We start from the raw sequence: 25,296 nt of genomic DNA, 5'->3' as shown, positions 1-25,296 counted from the left end.
GGAATATAAAAATACAGGAATAAATACAGAATATACGATTGGTGATGGATGACAAAGATGGTATCAAAAGAACAAGTGGGAATTGATTTTTTACAAAGTTCCCGACCCCAACGTCAACAAATCCTGTGGCAATTGGGGATTAGTCGCTTTGATTTTTTACTAGCAATACCCAATCATCTTGATAATATTGCCTGTGTGAGCGATTTTCTCAATCATCCTCACCAAGTTAAATTTCCCCGTTTGGTAGGTGCAAATTTAGCAAATATGAATTTGCAGGGGGTAAATTTGATTCGTGGTGATTTATCTGGAGCTAATTTACAAAATACCTGTTTCATCAATGCAGATTTATTATTTGCCAACTTCAGCCATGCGGATTTACGGGGGGCAAATTTGACGGGAGCTACCCTGAATGAAACAATATGGAATAATGCCCTAGTTGATGGTTGTCAATTCGGTAATGGAAGTGGTTTGACTGCTGACCAATTTCATGAATTATCCCAACGGGGGGCTGTTTTTTGGTTGAAAGATGGAACAGATATATGAATGGTTCGGTGCAGCTACCTCGGAAATTAATGTTGTTGGGTGCGGGGGAATTGGGAAAGGAGTTTGTCATTGCCGCCCAACGTCTAGGTAATTATATCATCGCTGTGGATCGATATGCCCATGCACCGGCGATGCAGGTTGCTGATGCCTTTGAGGTGATTTCCATGCTCAACGCTGAGGAATTGGAAGCAGTGGTGAGTAAGCATCAACCAGATTTAATTATTCCCGAAATTGAAGCGATTCGTACCGAGAAACTACAGGAATTTGAACAACGGGGAATAACAGTGATTCCGACGGCGGCTGCCACTAACTATACCATGAACCGCGATCGCATTCGTGAATTGGCCCATACCCGGTTAGGAATCCGCACTGCTGAATATGCCTATGCATCTTCTTTGGATGAGTTAATCACAGCTTCCCAACAGGTGGGTTTTCCCAATGTGGTCAAACCAGTGATGTCTTCCTCCGGAAAGGGACAATCGGTAGTTAAGGATGCAGCATCCGTAGAAAATGCGTGGAATTACGCAGTAGCTAATTCGCGGGGGGACACCCGCAAGGTGATTGTGGAGGAGTTTATTGATTTTGAAATTGAAATTACCCTGTTGACGATTCGTCAGTGGAATGCACCAACTATCTTTTGTCCACCAATTGGTCATCGTCAAGAACGGGGAGACTATCAAGAATCTTGGCAACCTGCGGGGATGGATCAGCAGAAAATTATTCTAGCCCAGGAGATTGCCAAAAAAGTTACCGATGCTTTAGGTGGTGCAGGTATCTTTGGGGTGGAGTTTTTTATTACCAAGGATGAAGTGATTTTTTCGGAATTATCACCCCGTCCCCACGATACGGGGATGGTGACGTTAATTTCCCAGAATTTAAATGAGTTTGAATTGCATTTGCGAGCCGTTTTAGGTTTACCAATACCGAAAATAGAAGTGTTTGCACCTGCTGCGAGTGCGGTGATTTTAGCGGAATCCACATCGACACAGGTTTCCTTTACAGGAGTTGCAGAAGCCTTGAGTCAACCAGATGTGGATATTCGTTTATTTGGTAAACCGACAGCCCATCCCTATCGTCGCATGGGTGTGGCTTTAGCGAAAGGTGCAACGGTGGAAGAAGCACGGAAAAAGGCAATTTTTGCCGCATCCCAGGTGAAAGTTATCGGGGAATAGGGAGTAGAGACGCAATATATCCCGTCTCCAATGGTTGTCAATTTAATTTTGGTGGATAATTAGTTGAAATTGGCATTGCTGAATCCAAAGATGAATTGAAAATTTGACGCTGTGTAGAGACGTAGCAATGCTACGTCCGCAACCAATACGGTTCGGTTAATGATGTTTCATTGTGCTTTCGGGAGACGCGATATATCTAGTCTCTACAATTATTTGGGGTTTATGAATTTTCTTATCCGAACCCTATTGCGTCTGCACCACCAAATAAATTTATCCATCATTTCTATTTTGACAGTTCACTACTTCATTTCAACCAAAAGACTAGACAAAGCAGTAATCAACAAGTCATTTTGTTCATCAGTACCAACGGTGATGCGTAACTTGTCAGCCAATCCCGGTTGTTTGAAATATCGCACTAAAATACCCTGGGCTTTTAAACCTAAATATAAACTTTCCGCATCTATCTGGGGTTGGACAAGGAGAAAATTCGCTTGGGAAGGCCAAACCTTAAATCCTAACTTTGTCAATCCTGCTGCCAACTTACTGCGGGAAGCCTTCACCTTGTTGACACACTGATTTTTGTAATCTTGATCCAACATCGCTGCCGTTCCCACCGCATTGGCGATCGCATCGATATTATAACTATCCTTGACCTTAAATAAACCAGATAATAATGCCGGATTCGCGATCGCAAAACCTAATCGTAAACCAGCTAAACCATAACCTTTGGAAAGGGTACGCAAAATCATCACATTATCAAATTCCCTCACCAAAGGGAATGCACTCTCTTCCGCAAAATCCCCGTAGGCTTCATCAATCAACAAAACTCCAGCTAATTCAGATGCTAGTTTGCGTAAATCATCGATTGCCACCAAATGTCCAGAAGGACTGTTGGGTGAAGCAATAAATGTCACCGCACCCTTAGCTCTGACTAACTCTACAATGGGTAAATCAAAGTTCTCGTTGTAGGGGATTTCCACCACCTCCGTGGGTTGAATTTCCGCCAGGGTTTTATATAAAACATAAGTAGGTGTGGGATAAACTATTTTGCGTTCACCTTCCGTACAAGCCCGGACAACCACATTTAAAATTTCATCACTACCATTACCAACCATCACCCAATCATAGGGGACATCAAAAACCTTGCTAACGCTGTGACGAAAATCATCAGCAAAGGGATGGGGATAACGTCTTAACCATTCGCTATCAATTGTCCGTAGTACCTCCATCGCTTGAGGTGAAGGAGGATAGGGATTTTCATTTGTATTTAATTTGATGATTTTTGTCCCCGGTTTCGGTTGTTCCCCTGGAGTATATCCAGTCATCGCATCAACACTGGGACGAAAGTAGGAAGCGGTCATGGTCAGTCGTAAATATATTTAGCCTAGCTTTTAGATTTTAAACCGATTTACCGTTCTTGTATCAATCAGTGTTATATCAATTCTTTGTGTTAGGATGGGAAGTAAAATTTAACAAGTCACCGGAGGAATCATCATCGGAACTTCTCCATTAATTGGGTCATTTTTTGGTAATTTCTTGTATCACCTTGCTGTTGAAATAAATTTGCGGCTTTTTGAATATCCGCGATCGCGTTTTTTTTATTGCTTAACATCCCATAGGCTAAACCTCTATTGACGTAAGCTTCGGCAAAATCTGGCTTGAATCGAATTGCTTGGTCATAGTCCGCGATCGCAACTTTGGCATCACCTAACTCAAGAAAGCGAAAATTTCCGCGGTTGTAGTACGCCTTAGCATAATTTGGCTTGAGTCGAATTGCCTGGTCAAAATCCTCAATAGCACCTTTTCGATCGCCTAAATTCAAACGGGTAACTCCCCGATTATTGTAAGCCTCGGCAAAATCCGGTTGGAGTTGAATGGCTCGGTTAAGGTCCTGGATTGCACCTTGTTTATCACCTAAATCGCTACGAGCATTACCTCGATTCATGTAGGCTTTGGCATAACCTGGTTGGAGTTGAATGGCTCGGTTAAGGTCTTGGATTGCACCTTTTCGATCGCCTAAGTCCAAACGGGTAACTCCCCGATTGTTGTAAGCTACGGCATTATTTGGTTGGAGTCGAATCGCTTGGTTATAGTCGACGATCGCACCTTTTTTGTCGCCTAATTCCGAGCGGGCAAGTCCTCGATTATTGTAAGCTCTGGCACTATTTGGATCAAGTTGAATCACCTGGTTAAAGTCGGCGATCGCACCTTGGTAATCTTGCTTGTTATACTTCTCCAATCCTCGGTCAAAAAACTCCTTGGCACTCATTCGCTGGGAAAGTATTACACCAGGTTGTATTGTTGCTAAATGGGATGATTGAGCTTGTACTTGAGGAGATATACACACTGCGATCGCTAAACTCATGGGACCTATCAATACGAATTGGTAGCGAACTAACAAAGGCGATCGATATTTCTGATTCAGTCGTCTCATTATTGTCTGCACCACAATCTCACAATTTTTTAGGAAGTTGATACTCAAACATCAATTTCTGAATATGATTCACTATGCTCTGTCTTTTGCAGCCGATGATAGGCAAAAGTCCCTCGCACCGAATTAACAAACGCCAGCGTGATCAAGATTGTGACAAAACCAACCTTATACTTTCCTTCCGATGCGGAGAACATGGAAATTTGCCCAATGATGTAGTAGATCAATCCTGCAAGTGCAGCTACCCGTGACATCCGATAAATACGCCAAGCGATGATACCCATAATTACCGCATCAATCAGCGACCAAACATTAACTGGAATACCCAACGGCAAGGGTGCAAAAATTGAACCCAGGACCAATAAAGTTGTCATACCAGCAACAAAACAAGCTGCCCAAGTACCTTGACGACCTACCTTCTGTGCATCACTGATACTTTCAATCCTAGGCAAGAGTCCAAAATTTTTTTTCTGATTCGAGTTCATTGTTATCTCCTAAAACCAGTTTTATTAATTTTTCACACTGATCATCAACCTATATTTCGTGACATCGAGCACTTATGCACCTATATAAGAGATTTTCTTGAGCGGTCTATCCGATCATTGCGTCAGGAGCTTAATAAGCTCTAATTGTTCTTATAATCCTCGAATCATTTTCATGCTGCTGAACTTTCAGAACATACGAGCAGGCATTTCTGTTGCCCTGTCTACACCCACTCATGAGGACAGATTGAATTTGCTCTAACCTTGCACAACTCACTGGATCATCGGTTAAGCCACAGGTGGAAGCTGCACTCAATCCATCAATGAAGACAATGTTGTACTGATCGGATTGCCTAGATTGAACCCCTTGATTTCTGAGTCGCCGCTTTCTCAGGGAACGCTTTCGTTTAGATTTGATTTCTTTGGCGTGAGTTGTTACCTGCTCGGAAGTCGAAATTTGATCAACCTCCATGCTAATTGCAGGCTTACAAGTGAAAAGCGTTATCACTGCGATCGCTACTATTTTTATTCCCAGTTTCATGATTGTAATTCACTATTTGTTTGTATAAATTTCATCGAGCAATACTCTGGGGCAACTCTCAATTAACCAAAACTCATCCTTGAATCAAAAAGAAACAGGATTGATATTTTTGCCCTTTCCTTAAGCCCCACCGACCGGTGAAGGGACGTACACCCGGTACATCCCGTGAGGCTATATTTGTAGGTGTATGCGACCCATAATTCTGTGTGGAAACACTTTCTTGGATTGCTTTGACCAAGACTTCATAATTTCCAGAATCGATCTTGTAGCGGGCAAGTGGACCTTTAGCCGGACAACCCGAAGGCTTGCTCGATGGGGTATATACTTGACATTCTTTACAAGCAGGCATCTCCTCAATTCGTGAAGTTGATCCAGCTAACGTAATCCGTAAGGGATAGGGTGAATCATTGCGAATCTCAATTACTGTGGAGCCGTCTGCCGTTCTCGCACCCGCAATAGGAGCAGGAATTTTTCCCGTTGGTTGGCGTTTTGCCTCCTTAATTAGTTGCATTGCATAGGCACGCTTTACTACATTCACATTCGGATCGTTTGGGAATTTATCGATGGATTGCTCAAATAGGGTCATTCCTGCATCTACTTGCTTCATGGCAATTAAAAAATGTCCACAGTACAGATATAAGCGTGGTAGCGATTGTTGAGCTTGAGGCAAGATGTCGGATTTTTCAATGGGTTCCAGTCGCTTGCACACATCCGTACTCAACCAGTCCTTCATATTTTCGGGTTTGAGATAGCCGTTGAAACGATTCCGTAACCCTGGTAATAGGGGATTCACGGCTTTTGAGTCACCGATATACGGATTATGGGGTGCATGTTTTTCGACAAACTCAGCAGCTTTACCCAATGCCTCGAAGGGCTTTTGGGTTGCGGGATCGATGTTCTGATAGTCACGGCATTGTTGAAGGATTGTCTCAGCTTCATCGTTACCTTTAAACTCACTGAAGCCAGCGATCGCACGTTGACAATCGCCCGATTTATATGCCTGCATCGCTGTATCAAATTGCCGTTGTCGCCACCAACCTTGCAACCAAATAAAGCCAATCAGACTAATTCCCATGAATATAAGCAGAAGTTGCCAATTAGGTGGACGACGGAAGATAGGATTAGGTGTGTGGTGCGGTGAAGCAGATGTTTTCATATTTAAAAACCTCTATCCGAAAACTTTACTTTGAGTAAAGAAATACATAAAACCAGAGATGTTTCGATATCTTTGCGAACAACTCATTGGGCTAGGTAGAACAAGAAGCTAATTAGTTTCTTCTCTAACCAGGTAAATTTATTCAATTCTTTACAAAAGTTGATGTTATTTTCTTGCTTTAGACAAGGTATATTGTCAGTGTTTTTTCTGATATAGTCAAATATCGTCAGCGATACACTTAGAAAGATTTTTATGAACCTGCAACAGTTGAGTCGATTCGAGTTACGCCAGATTTGTTATTTTGTAGCCCTGGTGCAAGCAGAAAATAACTTTACAGTTGCAGCCCAGCGTCTTGGTATTAAGCAACCGCCATTGACGCAGCGCATTCAAGCCCTAGAGAAACTACTAAGTGCGGATCAAGGTTCTTCTAAAGTCAAATTATTCGATCGCAGTACACGTCCAATTACGCTGACGGCTGCTGGTCAAGTGTTCCTGGAAGAAGTTCAACAAGCCCTATTGCATCTAGATCGAGCCATTGTGCGATCGCAGCAGGCTCATCAAGGTCAGATTGGTTGTCTCGCCATAGGTATGACAAATTTCATCGCCAACAGTCTATTGCCTGATATTGTGCAACAGTTTCAGCAACGCTTCCCGAATGTCACCTTGGAAATGCGCGAAAGTCCCGTTGAACAACGATGGAATATGCTTAAACAACGGCAAGTGGATGTGATATTTGAACAAGCCGAAAAATTCGATCACATCGATCCAGAATTCATGTTTCAACCGATTTTTCAAGAATATTTTATCCTGGCTGTAGCAGTGGAGCATCCATTGGCTGCACAAGCGAAGGTTGATTTAAAAGACCTGCAAACAGAAAAAATTATCTTGCCGCCAGTAGAGATATTTCCATCTTACCAAAAGGTGATTACCCTATGCCAAGATGCAGGTTTTGACCCCACCATCGTCAAAACCGTAACCGCAACTGGAGCAGTGACTTTACTCAGTCTTGTGGCTGCGGGTGTGGGCGTTTCCATCTTGCCGAATCATGTGCAAAGTTTGCAACGTAAGGGTGTGGTGTATCGACCACTAACGGGTGTGCATTTAAAACGGCAAGTTGCTGCTGTCTGGCGAGAAAACGATAGTTCGATAGTTCTAGGCCACTTTCTCCAAGTGATTCAAGAATTAACCCATCTGCCATTGCAAGATTCATGGTGATAGATACAGTTTGCGAGTAAGCAGATATTGCCTCCATCGATAGCAGAATGATAATTGTAACGACTGTGTTCAAAGTCAAGGGCGATCGCCATATATTATCTCAGTCCTCAACTATCTCCGTACTGAGTTCCCCTCCTTTAGTTAAATTCCATACCATTTGTTAAAGAAATGTAAATCAGTTTCCCCTAGGTGAACCAGAAAAAAATATCTAAAAAAAACAAATATTCAGTAAATATACTGATTTGTTCCGTGTTTTTTCCATTTTCTCTACAAATGTCTATTTTTAAACTTTACGTAAATGTATCATCCTACCTTCACCAAATTGAAGTTTTTCATTCAAAATAGGCTTTAAATGGCAGGGAAGTATTTATCAATACATTCCAACAAGATATTTTATTCTGTGTAAATGAAAAAAGTAGTTGATATTTGGTTTCTAGCTAGCTCCCAAAATACGGCAATCAGCAAGCAGATGAAGTGTGATGTAAATTACAGTAATGTCCCGAAAATCTACCCGAAGATTTATCTGTAGTTATACTACCTATGCTTCTGGTTTATATGTGGGGAGTTTGTAGCCAATATGTATCGCTATAAGCGTGAAACCCTATTACTTTTCATGTAAATAAATAGAGGTTAATCTACCAAATACTTAAGTATATGCACTGAAGTCGAAGTGCATATATAAACATGCATACGTTAATTAACTAAAACATCAATATTTTCAGAGGATTTTCCAGTGAGTAATAATCCGGATAATTTCAATAGTGCTGGACTAACTACAGAAATTCGTCCCCAGTCTGCTTCACCATTAGATAACTCCCTAATCCGTCAATCTAGCTCTTCTGGACCGATTTTATACAATGGGAATTTCTATGAATTAGTCACAGTCGGAAGTGATATTTCCTGGGAAGATGCGAGAACTCAAGCAGCAGGACGTACCCACGAAGGTAGACAAGGTTATCTTGCCACTATTACCTCTCAAGGAGAGCAACAGTTTATCCAAGGTCTTGTCAATAATGCTGGTATTAACGTTTGGTTAGGTGGAAGCGATACTGCGGTTGAGGGAGATTGGCGTTGGGTGACAGGACCTGAAGGTTTAGCGAATAATGGTGCTGGTACTCCTTTCTGGAGTGGTGGTGTCAACGGTCAACCCGTTTCTGGTAGCTATGTCAACTGGAGTAGTGGGGAACCCAATGACGCAAATAATAACAATCCAGCAGAATCAGAAGATTATCTAATGATGATTGGTAGTCCGACACTCGTGAATCAAAACCGAGTCCTGGGAAGTTGGAATGATTTCCCCAACACTAATGGTGTAGATAGTTTCCGTCCCCAAGGCTTTATCGTTGAGTATGGTGGTTTAGCAGGGGATAACATACCTGGAAACGGTGGCTCTGGAAATAATGGTTCTGGGAATAACGGTTCTGGGAATGGCAATTTACCAAGTCCCAGCTTGAAAAATGACCTGTATTGGCGTAATTACAATAACGGAGAAAACGCCTATTGGGAGATTGTTAGTTCCACCACCGAAGGACAGTTGTCAGTTGATATTGGTGCATCTAATTTCCTAAACCAGCTTCCAGGTAAGGAATGGGCTATGGATTTAGTTGCCGATTTTAATAAAGACGGTCAAAGTGATATTTTCTTCCACAATTATTCGACCGGTGAAACCCAAGTTTGGCTACTACAAAAAAATCCCACAACTGGAGAAGTTTCACGCATCGGTTCTGCTATTGATATCATCAGAATTCCCGAAGCCGGTTGGAGAATTGTGGGTGCAGCCGACTTTAATAAAGATGGTGTGACAGATATTGTCTGGCGTAATCAAAATACCAGCAAAAATGGTGTTTGGATAATGGGATCTAATGGTAATAATTCTAGTATTACTGCTGGATTTTTCATCGATTCCGATGCACCTTCCGAGTGGTTTATTGAGTCTGTTGCGGATATTGATAATAACGGTAAATATGATTTCGTGTGGCGGAATGATAATGGAGACCTAGCCATCTGGGAAATGACCTATAATTCCCAAATTAATCCACCAACCGCTACTAGCAATGGAATTGTACAAGCTGTTGCAGCAAATGCACCAAATAATCCCTTCTCTCGATCTGCGGCTTATTTCCTGAGAATCCGGGAGAGTGTTGATTCCGTTTTAGGTGCTGTTGCCGATTTTACCGGAGATGGTATTCTCGATTTTGCTTGGCATAATGATAAAACTGGTGTGGCAAAAATTTGGACATTAGCTACTGCAACTAACGGAGAAATTTCTCGCAGTCGGGAAACAGTTTTATCTCCGAATACTGGTGCAAATTCTGGTTGGGAAATTGCTGGAGTAGGTAAATTAAATCAAGATACAACTCCTGATTTGGTTTGGCGTAATTATTTAACTGGTGAAAATGCCGCTTGGACAATCAATCATAGTGCGCAAAATGGAGTCACTTTTGGTACTGGTGTCTTCTTTTCAGGTGTTGGACGTGTTATTGATATTAACTGGGAACTTGAAGCTGTAGAAGCTCCTAAAACTCCTACTGCTGCATAGTTGAATTTGAATATCTTTGTTGGTTGTCATAGAGTGTTCCTAATTATAGATTCGGCTAGTTTATTTAGAAGTATAGAACTAAATTCACTCCAGAAATTTTGGATATTTTTGGAGTTTCCCCAGTTTTGTACTTGATTAAATTATATCAATCAGGACTTACGTAACTGGCATATTATTTTAAGTTCGTAGTGAGGACTTTAGTTCTCAAAGTAAGTGCTATACGCGCTGACTACAAACAAAAAATCAGAATTTTGATGACACTTGCGTCAGTCCTAAAAAATTATACAGAGGGGTTAATTCTATTTAGCCTCTCTGTTTTTTCTTAATCTTCACCAGACTTGCGTGAGCAAAAATCAAATCAAATTCCGATAGCAATCCTAGGTCAGTTGTACATGCTATCCTTTTCCAGGACTTGATTTAAGGCGCTCCTGCGTTCACGAATCGTTTAGGATGACTGCATATAACAATAACTTAATAACGTTACCAATCCAAAATCCAAAATCCAAAATCCTCACATAACCTAATTTTGTTAACACCTTTACAAAAGTTAGTAAAGATATGTTAAAAAGAAAAAAATAATCTTGACGAATTTAGAGATTTTTTCGACATAAATGGCAATTACTGCGGTAGTCTAGATCCAGTAAATATATCTCCTGATTTGAAAAACTGGATATTATGACATCAGTTGTTTCCACTTCGTTACGTACAATTCGGATTGGTTCGCGCAAAAGCCAATTAGCCCTAGTTCAAACCTATTGGGTACGCGATCAACTTCAAAAATGTTTCCCGGATATGAAGTTTGAAGTGCATACCATGTCTACCCAAGGGGATAAGATTCTGGATGTGGCGTTGGCAAAAATTGGGGATAAGGGTTTATTTACCAAGGAACTCGAAGTTGGGATGTTGAATGGGGAGATTGATTTTGCGGTTCATTCTTTGAAGGATTTACCGACGAAGCTACCCGATGGTTTAACTTTGGCTGCGATTACGGAACGGGAAAATCCAGCTGATGCGCTGGTTGTCCATGAAAAGTTTAAAGATTACCAATTAGAAACCTTACCACCGGGAACTGTAGTGGGAACATCTTCTCTACGCAGGTTAGCTCAACTGCGCCATCATTTTCCCCACCTAGAATTTAAAGATGTGCGTGGTAATTTAAATACCCGTTTAGCCAAGTTGGATGCGGGTGAATACGATGTGCTGATTTTAGCGGTTGCAGGTTTGGAACGCTTGGGGATGGGCGATCGCATTCATCAAGCTATCCCCAGCGAGTTTTCCTTACATGCTGTCGGTCAAGGTGCATTGGGAATTGAATGTCGCGCAGATGATGATGATTTGATTGCCATGTTAAAAGAGGCTATTGAACACAGCGAAACCCGCGATCGCTGTTTGGCAGAAAGAGCTTTCTTACGGGATTTAGAAGGTGGTTGTCAAGTACCTATCGGTGTAACTTCTACAATTGATGGCGAAACTTTAACATTGAGTGGTATCGTAGCCAGTGTGGATGGACAAAAATTAGTTAAAGATACCGTATCTGGACCTGCGATCGCGGCTGAAAGTTTAGGAACCCAATTAGCCCACAGTCTACGGGAACAAGGAGCGCAGGCTATTTTAAACGAAATTTTCGCTGAAATCCAACGTTAATAGCTTTCTGTTAGTTTTCAGTTATTGCGGTAAACTGTCGAAAATAGAGCATTTTCATCATCATTTGTGAATAAACATGAAGGTGCTAACTTTTTTGATTCAGCTTGAGAAGGTCAGGGTGAATTAGGAAAGTTAGCACTAATGTTTTTATATGAGAATGCAGGAAACAGAATACAGGAGGAAATTTCTTTTTATCATCCTCTCTATGCCTGGTAACGCTACCTGGGAGGCTCCGCTTTAATCCACGATATCATACAAATTTGAAAAACGATTGCGACGGATGAAAATGAGAAAAGCAACTTCTCTTCCCCAACTTTCCGTAAAATCCAAAATCCAAAATCCAAAATCTAAAATCTAAAATCGATTAGTCCAAACCATCTCCCCTATCCTGTATTCTGGAACATGCAGAGTCGGGAAAAAGCAAAAATGCGAATTTTATTTGTAGCAGCAGAAGCAGCACCAATTGCCAAAGTTGGAGGAATGGGTGATGTGGTGGGTGCATTACCAAAGGTGTTGCGGCAAATGGGTCATGATGTGCGAATTTTTATACCATACTACGGGTTTTTACCCGACAAAATGGAAATCCCCCAGGAACCCATTTGGAAGGGTTTTGCCATGTTTCAGGACTTCCATGTTTACGAAACAGTTTTACCGGGTACTGACGTACCGTTATATTTATTTGGTCATTTAGCCTTTTCCGGTCGACGTATTTATGGTGGTGAGGATGAGGGTTGGCGCTTTACTTTGTTTGCCAATGGAGCGGCAGAATTTTGTTGGAATTACTGGAAACCGGAAATTATTCACTGTCATGATTGGCACACCGGGATGATACCTGTGTGGATGCATCAATCCCCGGATATTACCACGGTATTTACGATTCATAATCTCGCTTATCAAGGACCGTGGCGCTGGTATTTAGAACAGATTACTTGGTGTCCTTGGTATATGCAAGGTCATAATACAATGGCTGCGGCTGTCCAATATGCTGACCGGGTAAATACGGTTTCACCAACCTATGCAGAACAAATTAAAACACCGTTATATGGCGAAGAATTGGAAGGGTTAATGTCGTTTATTAGCGGCAAATTATCAGGTATTCTTAATGGTATTGATACAGAGGTTTATAATCCGGCAACGGATAAATATATTACTCAGCAATTTGATTTTGATACTATAGATAAACGCAAAGCAAATAAAATCGCCTTACAGGAGGAAGTTGGTTTAGAAGTCAATTCCCAAGTTTTTTTGATTGGGATGGTGACACGGTTAGTGGATCAAAAAGGGATTGATTTAGTGATTCAAATCCTAGATCGATTTATGGCCTATACGGATGCACAATTTGTGTTATTAGGTACTGGAGATAGGTATTATGAAAGTCAAATGTGGCAAATGGCTTCCCGCTATCGTGGACGGATGGCTATTCAATTGCTGTATAACGATGCTCTAGCACGACGAATTTATGCTGGGACAGATGGATTTTTAATGCCAAGTCGGTTTGAACCCTGTGGAATCAGTCAAATGCTGGCTTTACGTTACGGTTCTGTCCCCATCGTCCGTCGAACAGGGGGATTGGTGGATACGGTATCCCATTATGAACCGATGCTGGAGTCTGGTACTGGTTATTGTTTTGACCGCTATGAACCGTTAGATTTATTTACCTGTTTAGTTCGAGCTTGGGAAGGTTTCCGCTTTAAACCACAATGGCAAGCTTTACAACAACGGGGAATGAAGCAGGATTTTAGCTGGATACAGTCAGCGAAGCAGTATGATGCTTTGTACCATTCAATGTATGGTGGAAATCCCTAATTCGATTGGGGATTTTGCGGAAAGTTGGGAAATAGAAGTTACCGGGAAGATTTTCTGCTTACAAAGTTCTGCGGGGGGAGCGTCCCCCCGTAGACTTTGTGCTTTCTGGTAAACTTCGGGGGAGATTTATTCTTCCACCAGACTTTACCCTCACGGATTTGGGATGAGGAGTTGAAGTCATTGCGTTGCAATTCGCTTGTTTTTGCAGAAAGTTGAAGGAGTCGTTTTTTCCGCAAACTTCCTCAGATTTTTTGGTTCTAGAAGTCAGGGTTTCAGCACAATCATCTTGTTCCATCGAGATTTATCTTAAAACCTAACTTTTTACCAATGATTTTAAATGCGGAATTTGTACTAAACAAGAAGAATACGTCCAAAACCCTAGCGACATATATGAAAATAACGGTTTTGTCAATCTTTTCCCTTACTTAATTTCGACCGACCCTGGGAAAAATATTAAAAAATTATTAATAATGAATACACAGATAAGTAATTCCAATATTAAAAAGGGTAAATAGTTGGACTAATAGCGTTAAGCTAATTTTGTGTTCGCAAGAAATATATGTGAAACTTAACACAGTATTTTCAGGTGAGCGCAATTAGATAAAATCTCAACCATCAGCATTTTCGGATGTTGCGAGATTAGATGTAGTGCTAATTTCCCATGACTGAAATAGCATTACCAAAAAAGTTTAAATTTTTCAATTATCTGAGTTTTATCATTGACTCAGTAATTGCAGTATTTTGACAGCATTTAGTTGACTTTGTTCCTGGCCAAATTAAGGTTAGTTTAAGGCATTTATATGACTATCGGACTTAATCTCAATCAGGGTTGTAATCTCAAGTGGAAGCTGGGAGACAAAGATAGATTTCTTTCCACATCTAAAATTCCCCTGAATCACATTTTGCGATCGCTTTGGTGGAAATAATTCATCTCAAAGGGATTCGCAACTTGAGATTTTGGTATTAATTTGGTCAATATAATTTAAATTGACTCTGTTACCATATCAGCAGCTAAATCAACTAGTAATTCGTAGGTTATAGTCCGTAATCATGTTTTAGATGGGGATTTGAAACATTCGTCTGAACTCACGGCGAAGTCCCACCTAGACCATAACTGGTTATAGGAGTAGGGTAATGAAACCCTTTTTAATTACGGATTATGTCGCTTGCTTTCCGCGTAGCAGGTATTAACAATTACGAATTAACCTCAAGTTTTGATTGGGATGAAATTGAAAGCAGATGGGATATTAGGGCTGATTTTTTCAAATTGAGCTTCTTTCCCCATTTTATTTACTAAGTCTGTCGGCACAAATCAGCGTCAATCCAGTTGGATACGGGTCGCTGTGAATCTTGGGATTCAACGTTTCACCGACGTTATGTAATTGATGGGAATGGATGCAAATCTCTCTGATGAATTAGCTTGATTGAGGACGATTCACCAATTGCTCTAATTTGGGCTGAACTTTCGGATATTAGGAAAAAGCCAGTTTCCCAGATACAGTGAATGGTAGTTGCTTCCCTTGGAGGTCGTAAATACCATTCCTGTTGACACTGGTTTAATCTGGTAGAGCAGCACTAATATTTAAAAGTCATAGCAAAGTTTAGTTGGCAGTTCAAAAGGCTTTATTTTGGATCAGCTTTTGACTCCACTACATGTCGTCCTCTTCAAGATAATGAATTTCATTTGCAATCCCAATTCGACCACATCCCTGACAAATTCGCGAGAAATAATATCCTGACCAACATCTGGTTTCAAAGGGTAGAACCCTGTCTGAATCTGCATTTCGAGTAATCTGTCCCCTAGAATTTGCTAGTCAATGGGTTTTGTACTACGTACATGAATCATCAGCTTTATTAGTAATTTAAACCTATTCCTGAAGGAGGATAAAAAAATGGGTATTCCCCACGCAACTTTCACCGCAACAGATTCAGCATTTCATGTCACCGGGTATGAAAAGATTGAATTTGACTTGTTATATGTAAACGGTGCATTCAGTATTAAGAATCCAGAAATAGCTGACACTTATCAGAACTTTGGACGAGTAATAGCAGTTGTGGACGCTAATGTCAACCGTCTCTATGGTGAACAAATTCGTGAATACTTCCGTTATTACGAGATTGATTTAACTCTGTTTCCCGTCACAATTACCGAACCGGAGAAGAGTTTGACAACCTTTGAGAAGATAGTGGATGCATTTGCAGATTTCGGTTTAATTCGTAAAGAACCCGTGTTAGTCGTCGGGGGTGGACTGGTGACGGATGTGGTCGGATTTGCTTGTGCTGCGTACCGTCGTAGTACCAATTACATTCGTGTACCAACAACTTTGATTGGTCTAATTGATGCAGGAATTGCCATTAAAGTCGCAGTGAATCACAAAAAGCTCAAGAATCGTCTCGGAGCATACCACGCACCGAAACAGGTGATTCTCGACTTTTCCTTCCTGAAGACCTTACCTATTGCTCAGATTCGCAACGGAATGGCAGAATTGGTGAAAATTGCTGTAGTTGCAAACGTGGAAGTATTTGAGTTGCTCTATAAATATGGAGATAAACTTTTAGAAACCCACTTTGGTTATGTGAATGGAACTCCAGAATTACAAGCGATCGCTCATCAAATCAACTACGAAGCGATCAAAACCATGTTGGAATTAGAAACTCCCAACCTACATGAATTAGACTTAGATCGGGTGATTGCCTATGGACATACCTGGAGTCCGACCCTGGAATTAGCTCCCCGTGTGCCTTTATACCACGGTCATGCAGTGAATATTGACATGGCTTTATCGGCGACAATTGCTGCAATAAGGGGATATATTAGCAACGAAGAGCGCGATCGCATTTTAGATTTGATGAGTCGAATTGGTTTATCTTTAGACCATCCTCTGTTTGATATTGATCTAGCTTGGCGAGCGACAGAATCAATTACTCAGACTAGAGATGGTAAACTCAGAGCAGCAATGCCACGTCCAATTGGTAATTGCTTCTTCGTCAATGATTTAACAAAAGATGAATTAGCAACAAGTTTACTAGCTCACAAGGAATTATGTGCTACCTATCCCCGTGGTGGTGAAGGAGTAGATGCATACATCGGTACAGAAGAAATAGAAATGGTGGGAGTGTAGGAGATTCCTGGTTATACCAATTTCCAAAAAAATTAGAGACGCGATATATCGCGTCTAGCATGACAATATATCGCGTCTAGCATGACAATATATCGCGCTAGCATGACAATATATCGCCTCTAGTTTGGAATCGGTATAAACACCCCATTTTTGAATGGTTGTCAGTCTTCAGGCTGTCAGGGCAAAATCAAAAGTAAGCTTTTTCTATACTAAAGCCCCAACTACAAACTTCTCAAAACCTATGTAGTCGAGTAGTAGTGCTTTGTCCCATTAATTTTGATGGGTTGCAGGAGTAGCTATAATTCTTGATTTAAGGGATAAATCCCTCATATGGGACAGATCAATAGTAGTACTCCACCACATTAATTTTGCCGGATTCATGGTGAAAGCATTCATATTTTTCTTCTCCTACCCGTTAATTTCCGATCCAATAATCCAAAATCTCAAATCCAATGGTTCAAATCGTCAAAAATAACACTTCACGTCCGGTGACTCCCCACGGGATTTTAGTGGAAAAACTAGGACAAATTACCGAAAAAATTGCCAAGGGAGAAAGTATTCAGGAGATTCAAACCATAGTTGAAGATGCGTATAATTTAGCTGCTGGTTTAGAGCCTTATATCAGTGCTTATACGACTAGTGAATCTCCCGAATTGGCAGAATTGACTCGGAAAACCGCATCAGAAGACTGGTCAAAACGTTTTGAAGATAGGGAAACGGTGCGACAGTTAGAACAGGAAATGTTGTCAGGACACGTGGAAGGACAGACACTAAAGATGTTTGTGCGGATGGTAAAAGCCAAACGGGTGTTGGAAGTAGGGATGTTTACCGGATATTCCGCTTTAGCAATGGCGGAGGCTTTACCCGATGACGGTTATTTGCTAGCCTGTGAAGTGGATGAGTATGTAGCTAGATTTGCTCAAGATTGCTTTGCTCAATCTCCCCACGGTTGCAAAATCCAAGTGAAAGTTGCACCCGCTTTGGAAACTTTGCAAAACTTAGTGGATGTAGGGGAAAGTTTTGATTTAATATTCATAGATGCGGATAAAAGGGAATATATTGCCTATTATCAGATGATTCTGGATGGGAATTTACTTGCACCGGGAGGAATTATCTGTGTGGATAACACCCTCATGCAGGGACAAGCATATCTAGAACCCGAAAAACGGAGTGCAAATGGAAATGCGATCGCGGAATTTAATCGATTAGTAGCAAATGATGCACGGGTTGAGCAAGTGATTTTGCCTTTGCGCGATGGTGTGACACTGATTAGTCGGGTGATATAGGTATTACTCATGATAGATACGGTTTCTTTGAATAAATCCCTTGCTGAGAAAGGTTTTGGTAGACGAGAGATAGGTGTCATTGGACGTAATTTAGCAACTTTGGGTTTACTGTTACTAGTCCTACCTATTAATTTGTTGTTAACAGGAGTAGGACTTATAAGTCGGGTTTCTTTGAGAAACCCGATTTCTCAGAAAACCATCCTGATTAGCGGGGGGAAAATGACCAAAGCGTTACTAATTGCGCGGAGGTTTCACGCTGCTGGACATCGGGTAATATTGATTGAATCCCATAAATACTGGTTGACAGGACATCGTTTTTCCAATGCAGTTAATAAGTTTTATACTGTTCCTGCACCGGAAAAAAATCCATCTGCATACATCCAAGCATTACTGGATATTATTAAGCGGGAAAAAGTAGATTTATATGTTCCCGTTTGTTCTCCCGTTGCTAGTTATTATGATGCGTTGGTTAAGTCGGAAATGGGGTTTCTTACACAAGTCTTCCATTGCGACCCGGAAATGGTGAAAATGCTCGATGACAAATTCACCTTTGCGGAAACAGCAAGGAAACTGGGATTGTCAGTTCCTAAGTCATTCTTGATTACCCATCCCCATCAAGTCATTAACTTTGACTTTCAGAAGGAAACCCGTCCCTACATTCTTAAAAGTATTCGTTACGACTCAGTGCGACGCTTAGATTTAACCAAACTACCCTGTGAAACTCCAGAAGCAACAGAAAGATTTGTCAGGAGTTTACCCATTAGTCCAGAGAATCCCTGGATTATGCAGGAATTCATTCCTGGTCAAGAATACTGCACCCATAGCACAGTCAAAAACGGGGAATTACGGATGCACTGCACATCCAAGTCTTCAGCTTTTCAAGTCAACTATGAAAATATAGACCATCCCCGTATCCAGTCATGGGTAAGTAAATTTGTCAAAGAGTTAGGAATTACTGGACAGGTATCCTTCGACTTCATTGAAACAGAAGATGGGGAAGTATATGCAATTGAATGTAATCCCCGTACCCACTCCGCTATTACCATGTTTTACAACCATCCCAGGGTTGCGGATGCTTATTTAGATGAGGGAGTTTGGGAACAACCAATTCAACCCTTACCTGACAGTAAACCCACCTATTGGTTGTACCATGAGATATGGCGGTTGACGGGTATTCGTTCCTGGAAGGATTTACAGTATCGCTGGAAAGTATTATCTACAGGAGTTGATGCGATTTACTCCTTAGATGACCCCTTACCCTTTTTGATGGTACACCATTGGCAGATACCTCTGTTATTGTGGCAAAATCTGTTGCAATTGCGAGGTTGGGTGAGGATTGATTTTAATATCGGTAAATTGGTAGAATTAGGGGGAGATTAGACGGTTAGGATACAGGAGACAGAATATAGGATACAAAACCTGGGTTTCTCACGAGTAAGTTGTAAGCCTTGAGTAAGGGACTGATTTTCCTTCTACGGATTATCCCTGTGAGTTCTAGGGTTTTGTGAGAAATGCGGGAAAAAATATCTTGTGTTTGCATCTTCGTCAGAATTCAAGTTTTTTAGATTAGTCCTAATTAAACCTGACTACCCCTAGGTCGAAGCTAGCTACGATGGTTTATAAAGCTTGAAACCTGTGTCCAGCAATATTCGTGGTCAATAAAAGTTTTTAAAAACCTCACATTAATTTTGATGAGTAAAGAAAGGCACCCAGTAGCGCTATTTTACGACAACCCTGAGGGTATAGCGCCTTTATGATAAAGCTTTGTCGAAGCTAAAGCCACTAATACAAACCCTTCAGAACTTATGTGATGAACCACTAGTCTATTGAGAACAAAATCAGTAAACCAGGAATCAATCAGTTATTGAGTTTGTTATCAACTAAATTTAAAGGTGACTTTGAACTTTAACTGAAAAAATCATTCATTCACAAGGATTGTCGCGTTTACAATCCGTCGTAGCGAGCTTCTCCCTAGGAGTATTCACGTTTATTTACATTTGGTATGCAATCAAAATTATAGACGTAGCAATGCTACTTACACACGTTAATCCAAAATTACATTATAGACGTAGCAATGCTACGTCTCTACACACGTTAATCCAAAATCAAAATGGTTCAAATTCAACCTTCTTTACCAACCAACTCCACACCTACCCAACAATTACGGGTTCTACACCTAGCAGGTTCTCGCGTTTCCGACTTTTACTATAATCTTTCCATCATATATACCCAAGCAGTCATTCAACCTGCTGGAGTAATTAACTATTATGCAGTTGTTCATCCAGACGGACTTTGGCAAATCGGTTCATCCCTAGAGTTATTATCGGCAAAAATTTCCCTTTCCGAGATGATATCCCGACTACCACAGATAGATGTGGTGATTCCCCATATGTTTTGTTTTCCAGGGATGACCAGTTATCGAGCATTCTTTGAAGATATTTTGGGCATACCTGTAGTCGGTTCCCCGTCCCATTGTACAGCTGTTGCTACCAACAAATCCCAAACCCGTAGTGTTGTTAAAAGTGCAGGTGTATGTGTTGCTCAAGCTCAACAACTCCGTCGCGGTGATATACTGACGATGCAACCTCCTTTCGTTGTCAAACCGAATTCTGAGGACAACTCTTTAGGTGTGACGTTAGTGAGGGAGAAAGCAGAGATAGATACTGCATTGCAAACAGGTTTTCAATTCGATGATACTTTGCTAGTGGAAGAGTATATACCGGGAAGGGAAATACGTGTTGCAGTCATTGAACGGAATAATCAATTAGTAGTTCCCTCCATGATTGAATATCTATTCACACCAGAACATCCTATCCGTACTACCCAGGACAAACTGGAATTGCAAACAGACGGCACACCCAAAAAACAACCAGACCAACCGACAGCAAAACCCGTATGTCCAGCAAATGTGACACCAGAGTTATTTACAGAACTTGCAGAAGCAGCGAAAACAGCTCACATTGCTTTAGGATGTCGGGATTACTCTTTGTATGATTTTCGCATCCATGCAGATACAAATCAACCCTACTTCTTGGAAGCAGGTCTATTTTGGTCTTTCGGTAAGATTAGTATGATTTCGCGAATGCTAGAAGCTGACGGGGAAAATTTAGAACAGGTCGCTGGGGAATTATGGTATCGCGCTGCAAATAGAACTCGTGTCGCTTGTGGTTCCCTGTTTAAGGGGATATAAGTAGGGTCTGGGGAAAGGGAGAGACGCGACATGTCGCGTCTGTAAAGGGAATGGTTTTAACCCAACTATTCCACTTTTCACAAACTGCAAAAATTACAAATGCCAGGTTTTTAAGCCTTACATCATTCCTGACAAGTTAAGGTGAAATTAGTTTTGTCAACTCGTAATTATCCTTAAAAGTGAGGTAGAGAAGAAATATTAAATTCACCTTTGCACTGAGTTTTCCACGCCAGAATCAATTATGCATTGAAAATTTAGCGATCGCATCCTTCAAAATCATGTTTATTCATCCAGATTTTGACGATATTTTGAGCATTATTACTTATTGACAAAAGACCAATGAGTTGAAATTGTTCGCAGTGACCTTACATATCTATTTTCTCCTCAATCCCTCGCAAGATATGGAGACGCGATATATCGCGTCTTTTTTTCAGCAAACCTTAAGTAAGTCGGCGTTAAAAAATCAAGGTATGTCCGAAACGAGTAGAACGCAGTGACAGGAAGCCATCTTAAGGCTTTGAATATTGTTTACAATCCGTTACATAATCGTTACATAATTAGGTTTATTTGTGACGACTTACTTAGGTGGGGTAGTTTCTGTGTTGAACTGAATCGATTTTATTAAGAGTATATAAAGATACTCAGTGATTCCGTAATTGATAGTAATTAACCTGTATCTTCTGAATGAAAGAAAACAGCACCTCAAAAGCAACAGGAGATACAAAATGATGGTAGGGAAGGCATGTAAATTAACATTAGCAGGTTTGGTGTTAATGCTATCAGTTGGTTTTCCGAAAGCGCAAGCAATTAGTGTAAATAATACAGAAATTAATCAATCCGAATCAAAATCTTTCGCACTAGTTAATAATCATCAAACAACAGCCAAACAACCTATCTTGATTGCACAGAATGATACCTATGTGGGTGCAGATGGAGATTTTGAAATTAGAATTCCCGGTGTAATCCAAGAAAATAAAAATCAGAAATTAGTTTCATACAGCAATAACACTCAAACAGTTTATGTTATTCATTACCGAGACCTGCCATCCGAAGTATCTTATCTCCCCGGTAATGCAGTCGCTCAAGTATTACGAGAGACCCTTAAAGAATCATTTGCGAGTGAAGGGAAAATCATTAGCACCACTGATTTGACTATCGCTGATAAGTATCCGGGAATCGAGATATTGGTGCTAAATAATGATGGAACAAAAGGAAAATATAGAAGCTACATAGTTCAAAGAAGAATGTATATTATAGGAGCAGTGACTCCGAAGACACTGACTGGGGAAGTGGATGAATTTTTAGATTCTTTTGGAATTTATACAAATCGTTTACGTTAAAAAGATAACTGATGAATTCCTAATCCTAAATAATATGTTTGGTATTTCAATATAGTTTATTGGTTTATTGAAAGGTAATTAAATTGTAAATATTACTTATATCAAAAAAACACACTTATATTGATAATTACCATTACTGACAAATGCGATCGCCTGTTATCCCAACCAAGCGATCGCATTTTGTGTGGAGATATTATACTTGATACGGGGTCAGTGACCAGTAGATTGCTACGCTACAGGTCTACATAATAGCTTATTCCCACTTCCTACTCCCTACTCCCCACTCCCAATACGGTTCGGTTAATAATTTTTCGTTGTGGTTTCGGGAGACGCGATATATCTCGTCTCTACAATGTTTATGAATTTTCTTATCCGAACCGTATTGTCCCCACTCCCTCCGCATCAAACGAATTACTCGCGAGAAATCCAGAATAACAAAATACCGAGAAGATAGTCTTCCCGGTATATTTAGCCAACGATCTAGGAGATTTGCAAGTACATCCCTGTTTTTATTCAGACTGATGTTCGTAGGATTCGTAGCTTTCGTGGGTATAGGATTCATGTTGTTTCTTGTGTCCGAAAGGGAATCCTTCTTTATCAATCAGGTCAAATTTGATTGGACTATGGGGAGTTGAGGGTGTGGTTGGTAAATAACCGAATCCATACCCGTAACCAAATCCACCTGCAACGCTATCCAGTTCACTAACTGATAGTTCTACTGCTGTAATTTTGATTTTGTGCGACATGACTGTGACTCCTGATATAAATGAGTTAGTTTGTGAGTTTGAATGAGATTTGTTGGGAGAAGGGCAAATATTTGGTATTTATTAATTTGCCCAGTTAAGTTAGTTAAACTAGTTAAATTAGTTGAACAAATTCAGAGATTGGCCAGAATTGCTCTTAATTTCACGAGCTTGAACAACTAAAGCGTTACCAGCACCACCGGGACCTGCAAAGGTTTGTTGCGCAACTGCTAAATCCTTTTGTTGGAAGTTAGCATCGGTATCTAAATCTAAAGCTTGAGCGGGAGCGAGGATAATTCCAAATCCACCTGCTACTGTTTCTAATTCGTCGATAGAAAGTTCTACTGCGCTGTTTTTAATTTCGTCAGACATGGTTTTCGTTCCTTGTTTAATGAGTTAGTTTGTGAGTTTGAATGAAATTTGTGGGGAGAAGGGCAAATATTTGATATTTATTAATTTGCCCAGTATATTTAGTTAAATTAGTTGAACAAATTCAGAGATTGGCCAGAATTGCTCTTAATTTCACGAGCTTGAACAACTAAAGCGTTACCAGCACCACCGGGACCTGCAAAGGTTTGTTGCGCAACTGCTAAATCTTTTTGTTGGAAGTTAGCATCGGTATCTAAATCTAAAGCTTGACCGGGAGCGAGGATAATTCCAAATCCACCTGCTACTGTTTCTAATTCGTCGATGGAAAGTTCTACTGCGCTGTTTTTGATTTCGTTAGACATGGTTTTAAATCCTGGATTAATTTAATAATGTTGTTTGTTTCTTAATTTGCGAGGAAGATGCAGCGAGAGAAAACTTTGAATATTTGTTTTTTATTTATCTTCGCTGCGGTTCGTTTCGCTTGATGTGTTTATAGTATGCAATTCAACCTAGGTTGAACATCGGAAAAACGTTGTATTTACAGCTATACAACTATCGAAGGAAGAGACTCATACTTTAGTTGGAGAAAATTAGGATGGCAATTTCCTCCCCACAGGCGCTGGAAAATGGCACAATGGGATGTGCGTTATTGTGATCGATAAACCAGAGTTAGTTGAAAATATATGAGTAGGCAGCGTATTTTATCCGGAGTCCAACCAACAGGAAATTTGCATTTAGGGAATTATTTTGGTGCAATCCGTAACTGGGTAGAAATACAAAGCCAGTTTGAGAATTATTTTTGTGTAGTTGATTTACACGCGATTACCGTACCCCACAATCCCGCAACCTTAGCCCAAGATAGTTATAGTATTGCAGCGTTGTACCTTGCTTGTGGTATTGATTTGCAATATGCAAATATTTTTATCCAGTCCCATGTTTCCGCCCATGCTGAGTTAACTTGGTTACTCAATTGCATTACGCCACTGAATTGGTTAACGGATATGATCCAGTATAAAGAGAAGGCGCAAAAGCAGGGTGAAAATGTCGGGGTGGGTTTGTTGGATTATCCAGTGTTAATGGCTGCGGATATTTTGTTATATCAAGCGGATAAAGTTCCGGTGGGGGAAGACCAAAAGCAACATATCGAGTTGACGCGGGATATTGTTGATCGGTTTAATCATCTGTTTGGTAAGGGTGAAAAAGTTCTCAAATCCCCAGAACCTTTGATTCGTAAGGAAGGTGCAAGGGTGATGAGTTTGACAGATGGGACGAAAAAAATGTCTAAATCTGACCCTTCGGAATTGAGTCGGATTAATTTACTGGACTCCCCCGAAGAAATTACGAAAAAAATTAAGAAGTGCAAAACCGATCCGCAACGGGGTTTAGTGTTTGATGACCCGGAGCGACCAGAGTGTAATAATTTACTGACTATGTATATGTTGCTTTCGGGGAAATCGAAGCAAGAAGTTGCGGATGAATGTGCTGATATGGGTTGGGGACAATTTAAACCGTTGTTGACAGAAACGACGATTAATGCACTAAAGCCGATTCAGGAAAAATATCAAGCTGTAATGGATGATAGGGGTTATTTGGAATCGGTGTTACGGGATGGTAGGGAGAAAGCGGAAGCTTTGGCTGTTTCGACTTTGAATGAGGTTAAAAAGGCGATGGGATATTCTTTACCAATCTAGATTTTCAATAAATACAGTGAGTAGGG

20 protein-coding genes are annotated in these 25,296 nt (G+C 40.6%); 13 read left to right on the top strand and 7 right to left on the bottom strand.

The window, feature by feature from the left end; all coding sequences use genetic code 11:
- Positions 1 to 57 precede the first annotated feature (57 nt).
- Together CDC37_RS01520 and purT are read left to right on the top strand one after the other, a co-directional pair.
- On the top strand, positions 58 to 543 hold the full coding sequence (locus CDC37_RS01520; protein WP_330220827.1) for a pentapeptide repeat-containing protein: 486 nt from the start codon (positions 58 to 60) through the stop codon (positions 541 to 543).
- Positions 540 to 1,715 carry a formate-dependent phosphoribosylglycinamide formyltransferase gene (purT, locus tag CDC37_RS01515; RefSeq protein ID WP_096620166.1) on the top strand — a complete coding sequence of 392 codons (1,176 nt, stop codon included), beginning with the start codon at positions 540 to 542 and terminating at the stop codon, positions 1,713 to 1,715. Before CDC37_RS01520 ends, purT begins: the two co-directional genes overlap by 4 nt.
- A gap of 299 nt (positions 1,716 to 2,014) precedes the next feature.
- Here purT and hisC read toward each other — a convergent pair whose 3' ends face one another.
- The 4 genes from hisC to CDC37_RS01490 form a co-directional block, all read right to left on the bottom strand.
- A complete protein-coding gene (hisC, locus tag CDC37_RS01510) occupies positions 2,015 to 3,076 on the bottom strand; it encodes a histidinol-phosphate transaminase (protein ID WP_096620165.1) in 1,062 nt (353 codons plus the stop codon).
- Between the two features lie 131 nt (positions 3,077 to 3,207).
- Positions 3,208 to 4,149 carry a tetratricopeptide repeat protein gene (locus CDC37_RS01505; protein ID WP_096620164.1) on the bottom strand — a complete coding sequence of 314 codons (942 nt, stop codon included), beginning with the start codon at positions 4,147 to 4,149 and terminating at the stop codon, positions 3,208 to 3,210.
- A gap of 44 nt (positions 4,150 to 4,193) precedes the next feature.
- The gene (locus CDC37_RS01500; protein WP_096620163.1) at positions 4,194 to 4,631 is read right to left on the bottom strand and encodes a hypothetical protein; all 438 of its coding nucleotides are present in this window, start codon (positions 4,629 to 4,631) and stop codon (positions 4,194 to 4,196) included.
- A gap of 611 nt (positions 4,632 to 5,242) precedes the next feature.
- On the bottom strand, positions 5,243 to 6,325 hold the full coding sequence (locus CDC37_RS01490; protein WP_157780620.1) for a hypothetical protein: 1,083 nt from the start codon (positions 6,323 to 6,325) through the stop codon (positions 5,243 to 5,245).
- A gap of 252 nt (positions 6,326 to 6,577) precedes the next feature.
- Between CDC37_RS01490 and CDC37_RS01485 the strand changes: the two genes are divergently transcribed.
- The 10 genes from CDC37_RS01485 to CDC37_RS01445 all read left to right on the top strand — a co-directional run bounded on the left by CDC37_RS01485 (position 6,578) and on the right by CDC37_RS01445 (position 22,467).
- Positions 6,578 to 7,540, top strand: a complete 963-nt coding sequence (locus CDC37_RS01485) for a LysR family transcriptional regulator (RefSeq protein WP_096620160.1) — start codon at positions 6,578 to 6,580, stop codon at positions 7,538 to 7,540.
- A 733-nt stretch (positions 7,541 to 8,273) separates the two neighbouring features.
- Complete coding sequence (locus tag CDC37_RS01480) at positions 8,274 to 10,079, top strand: FG-GAP-like repeat-containing protein (protein WP_096620159.1); 1,806 nt, start codon at positions 8,274 to 8,276, stop codon at positions 10,077 to 10,079.
- A gap of 675 nt (positions 10,080 to 10,754) precedes the next feature.
- A complete protein-coding gene (gene hemC, locus CDC37_RS01475; protein ID WP_096620158.1) occupies positions 10,755 to 11,723 on the top strand; it encodes a hydroxymethylbilane synthase in 969 nt (322 codons plus the stop codon).
- Between the two features lie 426 nt (positions 11,724 to 12,149).
- Entirely contained in the window at positions 12,150 to 13,529 is a 1,380-nt protein-coding gene (gene glgA, locus CDC37_RS01470; RefSeq protein WP_096625801.1) for a glycogen synthase GlgA, read from the top strand.
- A gap of 800 nt (positions 13,530 to 14,329) precedes the next feature.
- A complete protein-coding gene (locus tag CDC37_RS25365; RefSeq protein ID WP_255408879.1) occupies positions 14,330 to 14,455 on the top strand; it encodes a hypothetical protein in 126 nt (41 codons plus the stop codon).
- Between the two features lie 966 nt (positions 14,456 to 15,421).
- Complete coding sequence (locus tag CDC37_RS01465) at positions 15,422 to 16,651, top strand: sedoheptulose 7-phosphate cyclase (protein ID WP_096620157.1); 1,230 nt, start codon at positions 15,422 to 15,424, stop codon at positions 16,649 to 16,651.
- Positions 16,652 to 17,103: 452 nt separating this feature from the next.
- The gene (locus tag CDC37_RS01460; RefSeq protein ID WP_096620156.1) at positions 17,104 to 17,937 is read left to right on the top strand and encodes an O-methyltransferase; all 834 of its coding nucleotides are present in this window, start codon (positions 17,104 to 17,106) and stop codon (positions 17,935 to 17,937) included.
- Between the two features lie 9 nt (positions 17,938 to 17,946).
- On the top strand, positions 17,947 to 19,317 hold the full coding sequence (locus CDC37_RS01455) for an ATP-grasp domain-containing protein (protein ID WP_096620155.1): 1,371 nt from the start codon (positions 17,947 to 17,949) through the stop codon (positions 19,315 to 19,317).
- A 730-nt stretch (positions 19,318 to 20,047) separates the two neighbouring features.
- Complete coding sequence (locus CDC37_RS01450; protein WP_096620154.1) at positions 20,048 to 21,127, top strand: D-alanine--D-alanine ligase family protein; 1,080 nt, start codon at positions 20,048 to 20,050, stop codon at positions 21,125 to 21,127.
- Positions 21,128 to 21,852: 725 nt separating this feature from the next.
- Complete coding sequence (locus CDC37_RS01445; RefSeq protein WP_096620153.1) at positions 21,853 to 22,467, top strand: hypothetical protein; 615 nt, start codon at positions 21,853 to 21,855, stop codon at positions 22,465 to 22,467.
- A gap of 509 nt (positions 22,468 to 22,976) precedes the next feature.
- Here CDC37_RS01445 and CDC37_RS01440 read toward each other — a convergent pair.
- The 3 genes from CDC37_RS01440 to CDC37_RS01430 form a co-directional block, all read right to left on the bottom strand.
- A complete protein-coding gene (locus tag CDC37_RS01440) occupies positions 22,977 to 23,213 on the bottom strand; it encodes a hypothetical protein (RefSeq protein WP_096620152.1) in 237 nt (78 codons plus the stop codon).
- A 117-nt stretch (positions 23,214 to 23,330) separates the two neighbouring features.
- Positions 23,331 to 23,582: a CTB family bacteriocin gene (locus CDC37_RS01435; RefSeq protein ID WP_096620151.1), complete on the bottom strand. Its 252-nt coding sequence runs from the start codon at positions 23,580 to 23,582 to the stop codon at positions 23,331 to 23,333.
- Positions 23,583 to 23,689: 107 nt separating this feature from the next.
- Complete coding sequence (locus CDC37_RS01430; RefSeq protein ID WP_096620150.1) at positions 23,690 to 23,941, bottom strand: CTB family bacteriocin; 252 nt, start codon at positions 23,939 to 23,941, stop codon at positions 23,690 to 23,692.
- A gap of 321 nt (positions 23,942 to 24,262) precedes the next feature.
- Between CDC37_RS01430 and trpS the strand changes: the two genes are divergently transcribed.
- Positions 24,263 to 25,270, top strand: a complete 1,008-nt coding sequence (gene trpS / locus CDC37_RS01425; protein WP_096620149.1) for a tryptophan--tRNA ligase — start codon at positions 24,263 to 24,265, stop codon at positions 25,268 to 25,270.
- Positions 25,271 to 25,296: the final 26 nt, after the last annotated feature.

It is taken from the genome of Calothrix sp. NIES-3974 (assembly GCF_002368395.1).
Lineage (GTDB): Bacteria > Cyanobacteriota > Cyanobacteriia > Cyanobacteriales > Nostocaceae > NIES-3974.
This window is presented reverse-complemented; position numbering and strand designations above follow the sequence as displayed.